This window comes from Allostigmatella hybrida, from assembly GCF_020103775.1.
GTDB classification, from domain to species: Bacteria; Myxococcota; Myxococcia; order Myxococcales; family Myxococcaceae; genus Hyalangium; species Hyalangium aurantiaca.
Window position 1 is genome coordinate 29,457 of record NZ_JAHXBH010000041.1, and the last position, 18,085, is coordinate 47,541.

Below are 18,085 nucleotides of genomic sequence, written 5' to 3' on the forward strand. Positions count from 1 at the left end.
CCCCGCAGAAACGAAGCCGACCCGTCCGGCCGACGAGGCGCGGGGATCCCCATCCCCACGTCCCGCGCGGCCTTCCTACGCGCGCTCACCAGCCCCCATGCCGGGAGCACGCCCCCCGTTTCGCGCCACTGGAGCCCCCTTGCCCCGCGGCACGCCCCCATCAACCGCCGGCCCTCGGACGCTCCCTCGCGGGAGTGTCAAGCCGGACGGGTCGGCATTCCTTTAATGAAGCGCCACGCGCTCGCCGCTCGAGGCCGGCTGAACCCGGGCCTCGGACGGGCGCTCGAACCACTCCACCACCAAACCTCCAAAGGGCACGCGCGGGCCGTCGGCCGACGTGTCGATGAGCCGCTGCAGCAGCGCCACCGAGGAGTCCACGGCCTCGTCCACGGCGCGGTTCACCACCGCGCGCTCCGCGTCTCCGCCGCCCAGCACTTCCACCGCGTCCACCATGCAGCGGCGCAGGACGGCGAATTCCTCATACAGGCTGCGCGCGCCCCGCTCCGGGGACAGCCGGAGCACCGCACGGGTGCGGCTCCACGCGCTCGATTCGTTGCCCGCCAGGCTCACCCCCACCTCGCGGATGAAGGGCTCCACCAGCGCGTCCAGCAATCCCTGGGGAGGCATGTGCTGCGCGCTTCCCGTGCACCGCACCCGCCTCCAAGCGGCCGCGAGACGGTCCGGCTGCTGGGTGAAGACCCGCGCCACGCCTGCTGCCCGCTTTCCACGCTCCGTCATGTCTGGTGTCCTCCAAGTTCCTTCCCCAGACAAAGCAAGTCCGTTGCCAGCGGCCTCGAACTCCCAACCCCCAAGAAAATCGGCACGTTGGACGGATGGCTCCGACTGGAGGGAGCCCCCCAGACCGTAATTTCTCCGGTCCCGGGGCCCCCCGGAGGGAAAGGAGCTTCAGCGGCGCGGGGCGCACACCGGTCCCTGGCGCCACGCCGCGCCCAGGGCCGGCCGGCCGCTGGAGGAGGCGTCCGTGGAGGGGGCCTGGCTCAGTGCAGCGTGGGCTTGGACGGGTGCGAGTCCCTCGCCTCGTCCTCGTCCCGAAGCTCGCGCCGCTCCTGCAGCTCCTGCGGCTCTTGCTGCGCTTGCAGCTCCTGCGGCTCGCCGGTGGCGGTGGCGGGGGCGGGCCAGGCCATGAGGGGCGCTTCCGAGGACGGAACCGGCTCTTGCAGGGCCATCTCGCGGGCCAGGCGCTCCATCTCGGCGTCCTCGGCGGCCTCTTCCTGGGACATGAGCTCCAGGCGGGCGGCCTGCTGCTGGCGGCGGCGCAGGTAGGCCACCACGCACAGCGCGGGGGCCACCATCCAGGCCAATTGCGAGCTGGTGGTGAGGGGCAGCCAGCCAAAGCGCGTGGCGAGCCCTCCGCGCCAGGCGTTCTCCTCCACCGTGAGCGAGGAGTGGAAGGCCTTGCCGAAGGCCTTCTCGAAGGGCTCTCCCGACGCCACCCCGTTGAGCAGCTCGGCCATGGCGGGGGCCCCGTGGGTCGCGGCGAGGTAGGCCACGAAGTCCGCGCTCTGGGCGTAGGCGATCTCCACATCCGAGCGCATGTCGGGCCAGCCCTGCGCGAGATCCTCGAACTCGAAGATGCGCTGCTGGGCCACGGCGCGGAAGATGGCCGCATAGTGGGTGAGGGCGATGCGCTCCCCGGTGAGGTGCTGGGCCATGCCCTCCTGGAACCAGCGGGGCCAGCGGCCTCCAATCTGTCCCAGGGCCACGTGGGCCAGCTCATGGCGCAGCGTCACCGGGCCCTCGGGGGTGCTGAGGCTGCGGGCCTCCAGCAGGATGATGCCGTGGGAGGGGTAGGCCAGCGCCACCGCCCAGCCCGGGGGCTCGCCTCCCGGCAGCGCCAGGGCCTCGTACTCCTCGCGGCCCAGGCCGATGCGGACCTCGGTGATGCCCGGCCAGTCCCGGCCGAACACCGCCACGAAGGAGTCGCGCACCGATTCGATGTTCTCCGCCAGGGCCCGGGCGGTGCCTTCCGAGCCCAGGGTGTAGAGCAGGCGGAAGCGCGGGGTGGCCACCTCCCCGGCCACGAGCGCCGGCCGGGAGGTGGGAACGAGCGCGGGCTCTGCCACGCCGTGCGCGCTCACGCCGCCCTCCTGGGCGGAGGCCTGGGGGACCACGAGCAGCAGGGAGAGGAGGAGCAGGAGCAGGCGCATGCGCGGACTCACGAGGCCTGAGACATAACAGCCTCGGCCTGGGCCGCATCAACTCCCTGCAGAAACACCCGCTTGCGCCGCGCCGCGTCACCGGCCACGAGCGTCACCTGGCGGCGGGGGATGCCCAGGCGCTTGGCGAGGAACTCCACCAAGGCGGCGTTGGCCTCGCCATCCACGGGGGGGGCGGCGAGCTGGAGCTTCAGCAGCCCATCGTGCTCGCCCACCACGCGGGTGCGTGAGGCGCGGGGCTGGATGAGCAGGGCCAGCTCCACGCCGTCCGGCAGGACTTTGAGCCAGGCGGGCACGGGCCTACTCGCCGTGGTTGGCCTTCTTCTGGGAGAGGTAGGCCACGTTGTCCTCGACGCGCGCGTAGTCGCGGTCGGCGAAGCTGGGGGCGCTGAAGGTCTCCAGCAGCTTGCGGTGCGCCTCCACCACCGAGCGCACCTGGGACTCGAACTGGGTGCGCTGGCGCTTGAGCTCGTTGATGTCCTCCACCACTTGCACGAGCTTCTGGTGGGCGCCGTGGACGATCTTCTCCGCCTGGTGCTCGGCGTCCGCGATGATGATCTCCGCCTCCTTCTTGGCGGCGGACTTCAGGTCCTCGCTGATGCGCTGGGCGGTGACCATGGTCTCCTGGAGGGTGCGCTCGCGCTCCTGGTACTGCTCGATGCGCAGCTGGGCCCGGCGCAGCTCCTCCTTGAGGGAGATGTTCTCCTTCACCACCTCCTCGAACTCACCGGCGAGCAGCTCCAGGTAGGCTTCCACCTCCCGGCGGGAGAAGCCACGGATGGCGGTGTCGAACCGCTTCTGCCGGATGTCGAGCGGGGTGATCTTCATGGGCACCGATTATAGGTCAGCCCCCGGACTTCTCCAGGAACTGCTCGCCCAGCTCCTTGGCGCGGCGGGTGGCGGCCTCCACGGCGTTGATGAGGGTGGTGCGAAGCCCGCCTGCTTCCAGGGTATGCAAGCCAGCGATCGCGGTGCCCCCGGGGCTGGTGACTTGGTCCTTGAGCTGGCCGGGGTGGGCGTTGGTCTCGATGAGGAGCTGGGCGCTGCCGAGCACCGTCTGCGCGGCGAGCTTGAGGGCGGTGTAGCGGGGCAGGCCCACCTTCACCCCGGCATCCGAGAGGGCCTCGATGACGAGGAAGATGTAGGCGGGGCCGCTGCCCGACAGGCCCGTCACGGCGTCCAGGAGGTTCTCGTCCACCACGGTGGTGATGCCCACGGCCTGGAAGATGCGGCTGGCCACGGCGAGATCCTCGTCGCTGGCGTGCTCACCGCGGGACAGGGCGCAGGCGCCCGCGCCCACCAGGGAGGGGGTGTTGGGCATGGTGCGGATGATGCGGGCCCCGGCGCCCAGGCGACGCTCCAGCGCGGCGATGGGAACGCCGGCGGCCACGGAGATGATGAGCTTGCTGTGGTCCAGCACGGGGGCGACCTGGACGAGCAGCTTGTCCATGGCCTGAGGTTTGACGGAGAGGATGATGATGTCCGCCTCGCGCGCGGCGGCCACGTTGTCCGTCAGGGTGCGCACGCCGTAGGTGTTCTGGAGCACCTGGAGCCGATCGGTGCGGCGGCCCGTGGCGAGGACGGCATCGGGACGGGCAGTGCCGGAGCGCAGGAGGCCCTTGATGAGGGCCTCGGCCATGTTGCCGGCTCCGAGGAAGGCGATGGTGCGTTCGAGCATAGAAGAAGGGGGCTCCGGGTGGAGCCGGGAGCGTAATGCAAAATGGCCGCTCCGGTGGCCTTCTTGGCAGGGGACGCCGCGGGCCGGCAACGCAGGGACGCTGCCGGCCCGGGCCTGAGACTTACCTGCCGATCAAGGAATCAGCGACGCCGGCACCTGCCGGTGGAGGATGATGCGGTTGACGTAGCCGACCTCGTCATTCTGGAAGAGCGACGAGCCCACGAGGTAGCCCTCCGCCACCAGGATGTTGGAGAGGCGCTCGTCGGTGTCCGGCCGCAGGTTGTACACCTTGCCGAAGTGCGTCTTGTGCTCGGCCCTCACGACCTGATCGAACGAGCCGTCCACCTTGACCAGCTCATCGCCCACCTTGAGGGTCTGGGCGGTCACCAGACGGCCCTCGCTGTTGATGAGAGGGTGCTCCGTCGTCACGGTCAGCTTTCCACCCGAGGCCATCTCCAGCTGCACGATCGGGTGCGCCGTGTCACGGAACTCCGCGGTGTAGCTGTAGGTCTTGTTCGTCTGCAGCTTGATGGCGTCGAGGCTGGAGTCCGGCGTCAGCGTCACGACGTCCTTCTTCATGCTGGTAACGGCCTCGAGGATGGTGACATCCCCCTCGGGGAAGCGGATCTTCTGGTCGGGCGTGTAGCACGACGCCTCGCAGTAGCCGTTGACGAAGAAGCTCTGGCCCGTCGCCGGAATCGTACCGGCCTGGTTGAGATAGAAATTGCAGTTGAGCGGGCTGCCGTCGACCACCTGGCTGGGGTGGGGGAACAGCTGCTGGTTGCTGGGGCTGTAGATGTCACCCTGGTTGCCGAAGGTCGGGTAGAGCGGGCGCGCCTTCTTGCGGGCCAGGGGGCGCTCCCAGCGGAAGAACCCATCGCCATCCGTGAACTGAGACGTGGGGCCGCTCTGGTAGAGCTTGGAGACGAACGAGGAGTTGATCTCGAAGATGTCATTCTGGCCGGTATAGGTGTTCTGGCCCGCCCCGTTGTAGGTGATGTCGTCCTCGAGGTAGTCCTTCAAGGTGCCTGCGTTGTTCGCCGAAGGCGTATAGGTGTCGAACCAGTTCCCGGTGCTTCCCACGTGGGTCAGCAAGCCGCAGCGGCGGGCCCAGGTCAGGCGCCGCTCGGCTTGAGCGGAATCCAGGCTGTCCGCGTTGCAGCGCTGCTGGAGGATCGGCTGGGCTTCTGCAAGCGAGGGAAGCAGAAAACCCGCTGCGAATAACGTGGCGCATGCCCCGAACAAACCCTTCATTTCAGACTCCTTGCTGGTGGTTGCGAATGGAAGCAGGTTTTATTTTGAAGATTTCTCAAACACTTGCATAGGGTGTTCTTCACCGGGAGTGATGGCGCCGCCGCACCAGCCTGCTTCGCGTGGAAGGGTTGGCATTCCTTGACCGCTGCCCGCGGCGGGAACGGAAGGGGCGGTGGTGACGAGGAATGCATCCCGGGCCCCTTGGCTTGGGCCAAACAGATCCCCGGTCGTGAAGCCACCGATGACCGCCTCTCCACACGCGTCCACGGCCACCGCGGCGGGATAGTCCTCGCCGGCGCTGCCCCACTGGAAGACATTGAGCAGTCTTCCTTCCGGGCTCACCTTCACGAGGAACACATCCATCTCCCCCAGGGGCTCGTAGCCATCCTTCAGGGCCAGGGTCGTCTGGCCCACCACGAAGAGGTTGCCCTGGGCATCCACCGCCAGATCCGTGACCCACTCGGACTCCTCGGTGCCAAACTGGAACGTCCAGAGGGGGGCACCGGTCGCCGCGTCCAGCTTCCGGACGACGATGTCCTGCTGGCCATAGGCCTGATCCCCCAGCAAGGCGAAGGTCGAGCCCGCGATGGCCACGTGTCCGTCCGGGAGCATCTCGGCCGCCTGCATCATGTCGATGCCGACCGGTGTCTGGCGCTGGAACCACAGGCTCTTGCCATCCGTGTCGATCTTCTGCACGAAGGTGCCGCGCTGGGCCCCGGCGGCGTTGACGCCCGTGATGTAGATGGCTGAGGTGTTCCGGGCATCGACCGCGGCCCCCCCCAGCATGTCGGTATGGGGGGTGTTGAACTGCCACCACCACTGCACCGCGAAGGCGTCTCCTGCCCGGCGCAGCTTGGCGACGAAGGGGTCCTCCCACTTATCGACGTAGTTGCTGGGAATGTAGATGTCGTCGAACCCGCTGACGATGAGATCCCTCGCGGCATCGAAGTGGAGCCGGCGCGGGTGCTGGGGCGTCTCCGTGCCCCCCTGATAGAGCACCTCGAAGTCCGAGGCGCTGCCCGGGCCGCCCAGGAAGAGATCCTGCTGGCCCTGGTGGGTGAAGCCAGGGAAGGCGCCGGTGGTGCGGCCCGCGAAGTGCAATTTGCCGGTATCCGGATGGAAGGCGAGCGCTTCGAGGGTGTCCGTTCCTGCGGTGTCGAACTCCTTCTTCCAGATGGGCGCCAGCCCGGAGGCGCCTGTCGCGAGCTTCACGAGCACCGCGTGGGCATCTCCCGAGGGATCGACGTTGGTCTGTCCCGTGATGCCGTTCTCGTAGCCGGCGACAAAGACATTCGCCTCGCTGTCGATGACGACGTCCAGGACCTCATCGCTGAGCGCCGTTCCCCACATCACGCCCCCATTGCCCCAATTGGCGGGCGGGACGACGCAGCGGGGCGTGCCACCCCCGTCGGGAGTGCCGCCATCCCCGGGGGTGCCGCCATCCCCGGGGGTGCCGCCGTCCCCGGGCGTGCCACCGTCCCCGGGCGGGCCGCCATCCCCAGGGGGGCCACCGTCCCCCCCGCCATCCGGTGTGATGATCCCGCTGTCGGGCGTCCCGCCGTCCGGCGGGGAATCCTCACCACAGGCTGTCAGCACCGCCAAGGCAGACACCAGGAGCACCAGGCTCGGGCGCAGGGACATAGAGGGCATTTCTCCAAGGAGGGACTGCGCGTTCTGTGCTGAGGCGGAGGGAAACTGTGGACAGTTACTGCCGGGTAGAGCCCGTTCCGAAGCCGGGAGGCGTCACGCGGAACACGAAGCCATCACGGCCCGCCTTGTACGGTTTGCCCGGGATGAGGGGGCCCGTGGTGTAGCCGGCCACGAAGATGTCGCCGTTCCCATTCACCGCGACGGAGGCGGGGTAGTCCTCCCCCGGCGAGCCGATCTGGAAGTACTGGGGCGAGGTTCCATCGGGCGCCAGCTTGAGCAGGAAGATGTCGCTCTCCTCCAGGCTGGGCGGGATGTTGGGATCGAACGACCCCAGGGTCTGGCCGACCACGTAGATGTTGCCGTCGGCGTCGACGGTCAGGTCCGTGACCCACTCGGAGCTCGTCGTGCCGTACGTCTTGGTCCAGATCGGCTGCCCGTTGTTGTCCGGGCGCAGCCGGCGCACCACCACGTCCTGCTCGCCAATGGTGCCCTGCCCGAAGTCCGCATAGCTGGAGCCCGCGAAGAGCACCGTGTTGTCGGGCAGCACATGCAGCGCCGCCCCCATGTCCAGGGAGATGGGAGACTGCTGGGCGGTCCACTCGAGGGAGCCATCGGGCCGGAGCTTCTTCACGAACATGCCGCGGCCGCTCCCGGCGGCATTGGCGCCCGTGATGTAGATGGGCGCATTCGCCTCGGTCTTCATGGCCATGCCTGGCAGCGTGTCCGTGAAGGGGGTGGAGAACTGGAGCGGCCACCCGGCGGCATGCGCCAGGGTGTCGTTCGAGCGCTGCAACTTCATGACGAACGGATCTTCCCAGGTCTCCACGTAGTTGGAGGGGATGTAGATGTCGTCATATCCGGAGACGACGATGCCCCCCCGGCCATCGAGCGCCAGCCGCCGTGGGTGCTGGGGCCGCTCCGTGCCAAATTGGAAGACTTTCTTCGAGCTGAGCCCGTGGTTGGTCCAGCCCACGAGGGTGTCGAACTGGCCGGCGTTGGCCGTGCCAAACGTCCCCGCGGTGCGTCCCGCGAAGTACAGATCGAACGTCTCCTGGCCCTGGACGGGCTTGGCACCGATCGCCTCGATGACCTCCGCCTTCCCATCGTAGCTCTCGAACTTGAGGACCTTGGCCTGTTGCCAGTCCAGGTTCGAGGGGAGGGAGATGATCAGCCCGTCCGCGTTGCCCGAGGGCTCGACCGCGGACTGTCCCAGCGAGCCGTTCTCGTAGCCGGAGACATAGACGGCGCCCGAGTAGGGGTGAACCCAGAGGTCCGTGGCCTCATCGTGCTGGTACGTGCCGAAGTGGGTGCCGACGAGGCTCCACCCCTGGGTGGACCACTCGAAGCCACCGTGGGTGGGCGCGGCGGGAAGCTCTTCGGGGCTGCAACCGGCCGCCAGCGTGCCCGCGGCGGTGGCCGCCAGGAGGGTTCGGAAGGAAAGGTAGACGGACATGGACGCTCTTCTCATCAGGGCTTGGGGGTAGAGGTTTGCGCCTGGAGGCTCAGCTCGCGCTCCTTGGCCAGGCGGCGCTGGTTGTGCTCGGCGAAGTACTGGAGCATCTGCTCCAGACGGGTTCCCCGGGCCTTGTCCACCAGCGCCAGCGCGCGGGCGGGATCGCGGTTGGAGAGCAACTCGTACAGCTCCATCTTGGTCGCGGCGATGGAGCGCTTGACGCCTGGAGCCATCCCTTCCGTGAAGCTGTCCTCCAGGATGATGGACTCCACCTCGGCGAGCAGGTGATCGCTCTCCGGGTTCTCCTTCCAGGCCATGCCCTCGCGCAGGTAGTCGATCTGCATCAAGCGCTGGACGTTGGTCTCGGTCGTGTCCTTGGTGTACTTCGGGTGCAGGAGGTCATCGCGCGTCTGCGCGATCATCTCCTTGTCCAGCAGCAGCTTGCGGTAGCTCTCCCGGCTGACGGAGTCGAGCAGGACGTGCTCGCGGAAGTAGTCGAACTGCGCCAGCTTGGGCTCGCGCTTGAAGAGGCGCTGCTTGAGGATGTCCGTCGAGGTGGTGAACTCGCCGTGCTCCCCGTCATCCTCGGGCAGCGAGGGTGTCTCGGGGGATGCGAGCAGGGGCGGAATGGCGGCCTGCGCGGGGGCCGCGGGCTTGGGCTGCGGCCGGGAAGGCGCGGAGGCCTGCGGGGCGGGGGGCGTGACGGCGGCCACTTCGGGCGTGGCCTGCGGCGGTACCTCGGGAGGCCCGGACAGGGCAAACTCGACCAAGACAACGCTGGTCAGGATGAGCACCGCGGCGATGAGTGTGAGTCGGAAGGGCTTCATCGAAATCCCAGGCCTCCAGCGGAGCAGAAGGGGCGCAATGCCGCCCACCCAGAAGGGTGGGCGGTTCCAGCCAGGAGTCCGCCCGTGTACGGTGGACTCCTGGCCCTCTTCAGAGGGATGGACTACGGGATGTGCGGCACGTCGCTGTAGAGGATGACGCGGTTGATGTAGCCCACGTCATCGTTCTGGAAGCGCGAGGAGCCGACGAGGAAGCCCTGGGCCACCAGGACGTTGGAGACCAGGTCCTCGGTCACCGGACGGATGTTGTACACCTTACCGAAGTGCTTGACGCGCTCGATGCTCACGATGGGGTCACGGCTTCCATCCGCGCGCACCAGCTCGTCACCGGCCTTCAGGGTCTTGGCCTGCACCATGCGGCCCTCGCCGTTGATGACCGGGTGCTCATCCGTCACGTTCAGCGTGCCGCCGGCCGCGGTGGAGATGGCAATGAGCTCGTGCGCCGTGTCGCGCGTCTCCACGGTGTAGCCGTAGGTCTTGTTCTTCGCCAGCCGGACGTTGTCCAGCGTGGACTCCGAGGACAGGGTCACCAGATCCTCGCGGCGCGAGTTCAGCGCCTCGAGGATGGGCTGCTCGCCGCCCTCGAACAGGACCTTCTGGTCACCCGAGTAGCAGCTCGCCTCGCAGTAGCCGTTCACGTAGAAGGTCGCGGCCGGAGCGCCGCCGTTCAGGACCTGGCAGCTGGTGCTGCTCGGAATGAGCTGGAAGTTGTTGGCGTCCGCCAGGTTGGCGGTGGTGCCGAAGGTGGGGTACAGCGGACGGGCGCGCGCGCGGGTGGCCGGGCGCGTCCACTTCTGGTAGCCGTCCGAATCCGCGCCCTGGCTGGTGGAGCCGCTCAGGAAGGCCGTGTTGACGTGGGCGTAGTTGACCTCGAAGCCATAGGAAGGCCCCGAGAACGCATTCTTGCCATTGGGGTTGGCGGCCGAGTCCGCCTCGACGTACTCGATGAGGTTGCCACCGTTGGCGGCGGGGATTCCCGTGTCGAACCCAGCGCCCGGGCTGCCCACGCGCTGCGTGAGGGCGCACTTGCGGGCCCACTCGATGCGCGCAAGCGCTTCGGCAGGGCTCAGGTTGTCCGCACTGCAGCGCTGGAGGAGGATTGGCTGCGCCTCGGCCTCCGTGGAAACCAGCGATACGCCGGCGACGACGGCCACGGCTCCCAAAATCTGAATCTTGTTCATGCTGACTCCTTCGAAGTTGGCAACTCCCGTGCTTCAGACGAACGACAGCCCTCAATGCCGCGGGAGGCGGCACTCGAGTCCCCGTACTAAACCCTCTGTCATCATTTAAAAGGGGTTCAATGGTATACGGACTTTATGTGAAATGTCATGGTTTTTAATAAGAGCCGGAGATCCGGCTTGAGGGTTGGGTTTCGCCACACCGTGAGTGCTTGTGGGCGTGGACCCTTCCTCCCAAAAAAAGAAGCCTCGCCCGGACTGGAGGCGAGGCTTGAGTGCTGTCCTGATTCGAGAACTTAGTTCGCGCTGGCCGTGAGCAGGGGCGGCCCGGCGTTGTCGGTGGAGGTGCAGATGCCGAGATCCTTGGTGCCGTTGACCCCCAGCAAGGTCCAGTCGTAGGTGAGCCCATTCCACCGGGCGATGGTCACCGACCACTTCTTGCTGAAGAAGAGGAACTTGATCTTGGCGAAGAGGCTCAAGGTGCCCGAGAGCGTGTTGAGGTTCAGCTTGGAGCTGAGCTGCCAGTTGATGGTGCACAGCGGCCAGTCGAGCTGGCCCAGCGTGGGCATCTTGGCATTGATGAGGGTGAGGCCGCCCTCGACGCCAAAGCTGGCGACGATGATGTTGACCGAGGCGGAGGCCGTGGCGTTGGAGAACCCTCCGGGCTCCGCGGTCAGCCTGGCGAGCGTCGGGTTGATCTCACCGAGCACCTTGAGCTTGACGCCGCCTGCCAGCGAAGCCTTGACGGTGATGGGCACGGGGCCGACCATGAACGTCTTGGAGGCGGAGAAGAACGTGCGGCTCCAGTCGATGGGGGTGGGCTCGAACCTCGCGGAGAGGTTCGAGGACCAGATCTGCTGGCCCATCGCGTAGAGCACCGCCTTGCTGGTGTTGGGGCCATTGGCCTGGCCCTTGATGTCCACACGGCCGCGCACCAGCTCCTTCTGCGTGTTGAAGGCGGTGCCGAAGACCTTGCCATCGGCGTAGGCCTCGACCTTCTTGGCCTCGGCCAGCGTGCCGTCGGTGGCCGTGACGGCGGCGTCAATGGCGTAGCCACCGCCAAAGATGTTGTTTCCGAAGCTCTGGGTGCGGGAGTACGACTTGTTGTACCCCGGGGTCTGGATCTGCGCCGAGTCCGGGGACGGGAGGTGCTCCACGACCGGCGGCACGTTGGGCCGGACCGCCTCCGGGATGTTGCCCTGGTTGATGCTGATCAGCGGGCCGCTCGCTTCGGTGGACAGGATTCCGCCCGTCGCATCCAGCTCGTCGCTGATGATCGCCGCCTGGTCCGTCGAGGTGTAATAGCCACCCACGACGAAGGGATAGGACGACTCCCACGGGAGGCGGTCGTTCATCACGTAGCCGGTCGCATAGGCGGCCGGCGGATACATCACCTCGACCTGATAGGTATTCGGGTCCGTGTAGTGAGGCTCGCTTTGTGCGAGCGCAAACCCGGGTACGGCGAGCGTCATCATCCATACTGCCTTGAGCATCGGACGAGTCATGGCCTTCCTTTCGGGAATAGCGGGGGGCGCAGGGTAGATCAGTTTACAAAAAAATACACACTCTCCGTGAAGAGTTCTCATCCCGAGGGGATGAGCTCGGTGGGAGCAGCCCCTTCAGGGGGAAGGGGGGAGCGGCTGTGCGGACGGGCGAAGAAAAGACATCGCGGCCTGCCGGATGTCCGTGCTGCGGTCGTTCTGGCTGGACCAGGTGAGCAGGGCATCCACCTGGGGCAGGGCGGCGCGGTTTCTCCCCAGCAGGAAGACAATCTCCACGCGCACGGCGTCCGCCGGATCGCTTTGCAACGCGCGCTGGAATCCCAGGAGCAGGGGCGCAAGGGGACGGAAACTGCAAGCAAAGACCGCGCTCTTGCGCACCTCGGAGGAGGGATCGGTGATGAGCACCTCGTTCAGAAGCCGGTCGGTGGAAGGTTCTGAAGAGAAGCGCAGCGCGACGACGGCCGCTGCGCGGACCAGCGGGCTGGGAGAGCGCAGTCCTTCCAGCAAGAGGGGCTGAGCGCTGGCGGCGTGGGTGTTGCCCAGCGCCTGCAGCACCAGGGCTTGTTGCTCGGGGGTGGTGGCCGAGCGATAGGCACTGATCAGCTCGCCCACCAGCGCGTCCGCGCGCCGGGGGTCCCCGGTTTGCAAGTTCATGGCCGCGTTGCCCAGGGCGAGCGCCGCCGTGTCGCGAAGCTCTGGCGCGGCGTCCCGGGTGGTGCGCCACAGGGTGTCCACGGCCTCCTCGGTGGGCGTGCCGGCCATGCCCAGGGCCGCCACGGCGTCCGTCCGGACGGACGCGGCCAGGGTGGCGTCCTCGATGGTGCGCGACAGGGTTTGGAGAGACTCGGGGGTGCTGGCCGCCGACAGCGCGCCAATCAAGGGGCTGGCCGCGGCCGGCTCGAGGCCCGAGCGCAGGATGCCGGGGACCTTCATCGCCTCGGAGGGCTGGAGCACGAAGAGCGCGCGCATCCGCTCGAGCGCCGCCGTGCGCGCGTCATCCCGGGCCTTCGCGTCCTGCGGCAGTGCGCGCAAGTCCTGGACGATGTCCTCGAAGCGCCTGTTGCCCAGGATCTGCCGATGGTGGGCCATGGGGTCCTGGGCCTGCCCCGGGAGGCTGCCCAGCGGCTGGGAGACGAGCGAGGCCTGCCGCGCGGCCAGCGTTCCCAGGAGGGAGAGATCCTCGCGGCGCTCCAGCAGGCGCAGCGCCACGGTGAGGGTGGTGGTGGCGGTGGGCATTCCGGTGCCCAGCTCGGCCTCCAGCCACTCGTTTCCCTGCAATGAGCGGACCCAGAGATCCTCCGCCAACTCGACGGTGGTGGCCGAGCGCACCTGGAGGCGGATGCCGGGCTCGATGGGCACCAGTCCTTGTTCCGAGGCCAGGTGGGAGTAGTGGCGCTTGGTCTTCTCGAAGCGGGGGGGGGCCAGGCGGCGGTAGGCGGCCTGGTATTGGCCCGTGGAGTCGGACTCTTCCGTCTGCCAGGTGGCGCCCAGCCCGCCCGCCGTGACGAACTGGGTGGAGGCCACGAGGGAGCGCAGCAGCCCTTGGGCCAGGCCATCGATGTCCCGCTCGAAGTGGACAAGCTTCACCGCGCCGCTTCTGTCCAGCGTGAGGAAGAAGGGCGTCGACAGGCCCGCCAAGAGGATGCGCTCGGCATCGGGGTCCAGCTGGTCCTGTCCGTCCACGCTCGCGGAGAAGGAGGCCGGACGCAGCAGGACACGGGCCTCGATGCGGTTGTCCTGCGCGGAGACGAGGCCCACCTGCCACTCGCCCTTCAGCCGGAACCGCATCCCTGGCATGGCAGGGGCCGCTGTCTGGGGTTGACGTAGAGTGACATCCTGCTCGCTGCTCACCTCGTAGCGGTAGAGGCTGCCGGGACGCCACGCGCGGGAGGCCTGGAGGGCGGAGGGGGACGCGGTGGGCGTCTGGCCTTGTGGCGAGGGCAAGGCTTGTGGGGCCGGAGCCTCCGGTGCGGTGGGCGCTCCAGGCGGTCCTTGGCCTACGAGGTACCACCCAGCGCTCAATCCCAGCAGGACGACAGCCAGAGGCCCCCATGCCTTTCGCGCGATCGTCCCGTGCATGGCCTTCCGGATACGCCTCTTTGCTCAAGCGAAGCAAGGAAAACGACGAGAGTGCGTTGCGAAGGGCTGGAGCCCTGTTCCTGAATTCCTCTTTAGGATATATTTTCACACCTAGTGAATTTTGGCTCCTGTTTTGGAATGGGTTGGAGACAACTAGGGCTTCGGGTTTCGCCACTTAGTGCGTGTAGGCCGGCTAATCATCCTTGTGTGAAAATGTTGGTTTCCGTATATGTTCGCCTGCATCCCCCACCAGAAGCTTTTGAAAGGAAAACCCATGCGTGCAATGCGTCATGTGATGTTCATTGGTTCCGCGCTCGCCCTCGCTGCTTGCGGAGGCAATGAGCTGGAGGGCCAGGACCCGGCCGGGCTGGGGCAGACGCAAGCTCCGCTGCGGATGGCGCCTCCGGGCCAGGGTATTCCGGAGCAGTACATCGTCGTGATGAAGAAGGGCGCCTCCCTTCAGGCCACGCTGGCGTCGGCCAGCATCGCGCCGATGCACACCTATGGGGTCATCAACGGCTTTTCGGCGGCGCTGAGCAAGGCGCAGCTCGAGGCGGTGCGCGGCGACCCGGCCGTGGCGTTCGTCGAGCAGGACCAGGTGGTGCACGCCGACGTCACCCAGCGTGGCGCGACGTGGGGCCTGGACCGCATTGACCAGCGTGCCCTGCCGCTGAGCACCACCTATACCTATGGCCAGCCCGCCTTCGGGGTGAACGCCTACATCATCGACACGGGCGTCGCGCCGAACCACCCCGACTTCAACGGGCGTGCGGCGAGCGTGTTCAACTCCACCGGGGATGGAAATCTCAATGATTGCAACGGCCACGGCACCCACGTGGCAGGCACCATCGGGGGCAACACCTGGGGTGTGGCCAAGGGCGTCTACCTCTACGGCGTGAAGGTGCTGGGCTGCAGCGGCTCGGGCTCCTACGCGGGTGTCATCGCGGGCGTGGACTGGGTGCGCAACAACGGCACCAAGCCGGCCGTGGCCAACATGAGCCTGGGCGGCGGGTTCTCCCAGGCGGTGAACGACGCGGTGAACAACCTGGCTAACTCGGGCATCTTCGTCGCGGTGGCCGCGGGCAACAGCAACGCGGATGCCTGCGGCTTCTCGCCGGCCAGCGCGGCTGCCGCCACCACGGCGGCCGCCTCGGAGAGCAATGACGCGCGCGCCTACTACTCCAACTACGGGCCCTGCATCGACGTGTACGCCCCGGGCTCGGGCATCACGTCGACGTGGCTCAACGATGGGACGAACACCATCAGCGGCACCTCGATGGCCTCCCCGCACATCGCGGGCGTGGCGGCGCTCTACAAGGGCAACTTCGGCGACGATTCCTCGGCCGCCATCGACCAGTGGATCAAGTCCAACGCCACCCCGAACGCCATCACGGGCAACCCCGCGGGCACGCCGAACCTGCTGCTCTACAAGGGCTCGCTGTAAGCCGTAGCGAGGTTGAATCCCGCGGGGGCCGTGGCCTGATGCTGCGGCCCCCGCTTCATTTTTCACACTGCTGGACCTGGAGTTGGAGGGCCTGAAGATGCGTGCATGGAACTGGCTGTTGTGTGTTTGTGTGTCGGTGGGAGCGCCCGCGGGCGCCGCTTCGCCTGCCCCGTCCTCCGGCGTCTCGATCCAGATGGTGCCCACGGGCATTGGGGATTCGCTGAACTGGATCCAGCACGTCGGCGCCGTCGCCCAGGATCAGGGCCAGGCCGTCGCGGCCACGGACGAGGGCGCCTACACGGTGGGCCAGTCCAACAGCAGCTTCGACGGCAATACCCCGATCGGCCAGAACGACTTCATCCTGATCAAGCACAACGCGGCGGGAAACAAGCTCTGGTCGAAGCAGTACGGCACCCCTGCCCAGGACTTTGCGATGGGCGTTGCCACGTACATGGGGGCCACGCCGCATCAGGTCTACCTGGCGGGCTACACCGCCGGTTCCTTCGGAGGCACGAACCAGGGGGTGATGGACGCGGTCCTGCTGCGGGTGGATCCGGCGACCGGTAACACCGTCTGGGCGCGCCAGTTCGGCTCCACGGCCACCGAGATGGTCATGGCGGTGACCACCGACAAGACCGGCGCCATTTACGTCACGGGCCACACGATGGGCTCGATCAACGGCCAGCCGAATGCCGGCGGCTTCGACATGTTCCTGACCAAGTACAGCGCGGCGGGGACCTGGTTGTGGACCCGGCAGCTGGGCACGGCCAACATGGAGCAGGTGCGAGGGGTGGCCACGGATGCCAACGACAACGTCTACGTCGCGGGGCACACCGATGGGAACCTGAACGGAACCAACGCGGGGATGACGGATCTGTTCCTGGCCAAGTACAACGCCGCGGGGACGTTCCAGTGGGTCAAGCAGATGGGCACGAACCAGGCGGACTCCATCTATGGGGTGGCCACCTCGCGCCGGCTCGACGGAATCGTCGACGTCTACGTCGTGGGGTACACGGGGGCTTCCTTCGACGGGCAACCCCACATGGGATTGCTCGATGCCATCGTGGTGAAGTTCAACGCGGACGGCACGCGGGTGTGGTCGCGGCAGATGGGCAGCGCGGGCAATGACATGGCGCAGGCCATTGCCTCCGACGGTGGAGCCAACGTCTACATCACGGGCCGCACCAACTTCGATCTTGAGACCAATACCTCGGCTAACAGCGACAACATCTTCATGGTGAAGTACGACGCCGCGGGCATGAAGCTCGTGACGCGGCAGATCGGCTCGGTCAACGCGTTGGATCCCACCAAGGTGATGGAGAGCGGCAACGGCATCGCCGCCGACATCAACGACCGGGTCTACATCGCGGGCTTCACGGAAGGAGAGTTCACCACCCCGGCGACGATGAACGCCGGGGAGAAGGACGTCCTGGTGCTCCAGTACAGGGATGGCTGTCAGGTGAACACCCCGGGCGAGTGCGGCATCTCGTATGGCTGGGGCGACCCGCACCTGGGGACCTTCGACGGGCTGGCGTATGACTTCCAGGGCGTCGGCGAGTTCATCCTCGTCGAGAGTACGCGGGGGGCTCCCCTCACGGTCCAGGCGCGGATGAGCCCCTGGAATGGGAGCAAAGAAGTCAGCGTGATGACGGCGCTGGCGACCCAGGTGGGGACGAGCCGCGTGGGCTTCTATCTGGACGCCACCCCGCAGGTGAAGGTCAACGGGGGCGCTGTGTCCCTGGCCGTGGGCAATACCGTCCCGCTGCCGGGGGGAGGGCGCCTGCGCCGCAAGGATGCGGCGTCCTATGTCGTCTACTACCCGGGCCACGACCGGCTGATCGTCACGCTGAACAGTGGGTACATCGACGTCAACTTCGCGCTGCCCACTTCCCGCCAGGGGGCTCTTCGCGGTCTGCTCGGCAACTACAGCGGAAAGACCAACGATGATCTCGCCCTGCGCACCGGCGTGGTTCTCCCGCAGCCGCCGACCTTCGCGCAGCTCTACACCAGCCCCTCGAGCTTCGCGTCGAGCTGGCGCATCACGGCGGCGGAGTCCTTGTTCGACTATGGGGCGAAAGAGGACACCGGAACGTTCACGGACGTGGACTTTCCGTGGTCGCCCATCTCGGTGGCCGATCTGACCCCGGCCCAGCTGGAGCTGGGACTGGCCGCGTGCCGCGAGCGCAAGGTCAGTACCGCTGCCTTCCTCGACCGGTGCGTCCTCGACGTTGGGCTGACCGGGGAGAAGGGGTTCGCCACGACGGCCGCGCAGCTCGAAGGGCAGGTCCTCACCCAGCGGGGCGGTGAGCTTCCGTCCCAGGAGCTGGGCGGGAACCGGGTGTACTTCGCCAACTTCCAGAGCGAAGCGCCGCGGCAGGAGTGGAGCGAGTGGCGCTGGGGCAAGTCTCCCGAGGGCGGCAAGTTCTTCCTCGGAGAGTTTGGCAGCGGCTCCGTCGACCTGGCCCTGACCAAGCTGCCCAGGCACAGCACCGTTATCGTGAGCTTCGACCTGGTGCTGGCCGGGACGTGGGATGGCGACGGTCCAGCCGGACCGCACGGCTGGGGTGTGGCCGCCGATGGCAGGCTCCTGCTGGACACCACGTTCTCGAACACGGACAGCAAGCAGTCGTATCCCGTCCGGGGCAGCCTGCCGGGAACGGGCGCGGACGCCCTCGGCACGCTGGGCTACAGCAAGGGGGACTCGCTCTACCGGCTGAAGTTCACGCTCTCGCACACAAGCCCGGAGCTGAAGCTGAGCTTCTTCGCTCGCGGGCTGAAGGGGGAGACGTGGGGTCTGGATAACGTCGAGGTGCTGGCGTACTAGC

The 18,085-nt window shown here is 67.3% G+C and carries 14 protein-coding genes; 2 read left to right on the top strand and 12 right to left on the bottom strand.

All coding sequences use genetic code 11. The annotated features are described in order from the left end of the window. Positions 1 to 222: 222 nt before the first annotated feature. The 12 genes from KY661_RS34480 to KY661_RS34535 form a co-directional block, all read right to left on the bottom strand. Positions 223 to 738: a hypothetical protein gene (locus KY661_RS34480; protein ID WP_225414229.1), complete on the bottom strand. Its 516-nt coding sequence runs from the start codon at positions 736 to 738 to the stop codon at positions 223 to 225. 260 nt (positions 739 to 998) lie between these two features. Beyond that, positions 999 to 2,168 carry a peptidase MA family metallohydrolase gene (locus tag KY661_RS34485; RefSeq protein WP_225414230.1) on the bottom strand — a complete coding sequence of 390 codons (1,170 nt, stop codon included), beginning with the start codon at positions 2,166 to 2,168 and terminating at the stop codon, positions 999 to 1,001. Positions 2,169 to 2,176: 8 nt separating this feature from the next. Then, on the bottom strand, positions 2,177 to 2,473 hold the full coding sequence (locus KY661_RS34490; RefSeq protein WP_093525705.1) for a DUF167 domain-containing protein: 297 nt from the start codon (positions 2,471 to 2,473) through the stop codon (positions 2,177 to 2,179). Between the two features lie 4 nt (positions 2,474 to 2,477). Further along, on the bottom strand, positions 2,478 to 3,005 hold the full coding sequence (locus KY661_RS34495) for a DivIVA domain-containing protein (protein WP_075010928.1): 528 nt from the start codon (positions 3,003 to 3,005) through the stop codon (positions 2,478 to 2,480). Between the two features lie 16 nt (positions 3,006 to 3,021). Next, complete coding sequence (gene proC, locus KY661_RS34500) at positions 3,022 to 3,855, bottom strand: pyrroline-5-carboxylate reductase (RefSeq protein WP_225414231.1); 834 nt, start codon at positions 3,853 to 3,855, stop codon at positions 3,022 to 3,024. A 132-nt stretch (positions 3,856 to 3,987) separates the two neighbouring features. After that, a complete protein-coding gene (locus tag KY661_RS34505; protein ID WP_225414232.1) occupies positions 3,988 to 5,109 on the bottom strand; it encodes a Hint domain-containing protein in 1,122 nt (373 codons plus the stop codon). Between the two features lie 39 nt (positions 5,110 to 5,148). Then, entirely contained in the window at positions 5,149 to 6,750 is a 1,602-nt protein-coding gene (locus tag KY661_RS34510; protein ID WP_225414233.1) for an NHL repeat-containing protein, read from the bottom strand. A 64-nt stretch (positions 6,751 to 6,814) separates the two neighbouring features. Further along, a complete protein-coding gene (locus KY661_RS34515) occupies positions 6,815 to 8,212 on the bottom strand; it encodes an SBBP repeat-containing protein (protein ID WP_225414234.1) in 1,398 nt (465 codons plus the stop codon). A gap of 14 nt (positions 8,213 to 8,226) precedes the next feature. Next, the gene (locus tag KY661_RS34520) at positions 8,227 to 9,039 is read right to left on the bottom strand and encodes a hypothetical protein (protein ID WP_225414235.1); all 813 of its coding nucleotides are present in this window, start codon (positions 9,037 to 9,039) and stop codon (positions 8,227 to 8,229) included. A gap of 122 nt (positions 9,040 to 9,161) precedes the next feature. Further along, positions 9,162 to 10,238 carry a Hint domain-containing protein gene (locus KY661_RS34525; protein WP_225414236.1) on the bottom strand — a complete coding sequence of 359 codons (1,077 nt, stop codon included), beginning with the start codon at positions 10,236 to 10,238 and terminating at the stop codon, positions 9,162 to 9,164. 293 nt (positions 10,239 to 10,531) lie between these two features. Continuing rightward, a complete protein-coding gene (locus KY661_RS34530) occupies positions 10,532 to 11,740 on the bottom strand; it encodes a hypothetical protein (protein WP_225414237.1) in 1,209 nt (402 codons plus the stop codon). A gap of 114 nt (positions 11,741 to 11,854) precedes the next feature. Beyond that, the gene (locus tag KY661_RS34535; protein WP_225414238.1) at positions 11,855 to 13,681 is read right to left on the bottom strand and encodes a HEAT repeat domain-containing protein; all 1,827 of its coding nucleotides are present in this window, start codon (positions 13,679 to 13,681) and stop codon (positions 11,855 to 11,857) included. A gap of 409 nt (positions 13,682 to 14,090) precedes the next feature. Between KY661_RS34535 and KY661_RS34540 the strand changes: the two genes are divergently transcribed. Both KY661_RS34540 and KY661_RS34545 read left to right on the top strand, forming a co-directional pair. Then, positions 14,091 to 15,260, top strand: coding sequence for a S8 family peptidase (locus tag KY661_RS34540; protein WP_225414239.1), 1,170 nt, complete (start codon positions 14,091 to 14,093; stop codon positions 15,258 to 15,260). A 97-nt stretch (positions 15,261 to 15,357) separates the two neighbouring features. Further along, positions 15,358 to 18,084, top strand: a complete 2,727-nt coding sequence (locus KY661_RS34545; RefSeq protein WP_225414240.1) for an SBBP repeat-containing protein — start codon at positions 15,358 to 15,360, stop codon at positions 18,082 to 18,084. The last annotated feature ends 1 nt before the right edge of the window (position 18,085 follow it).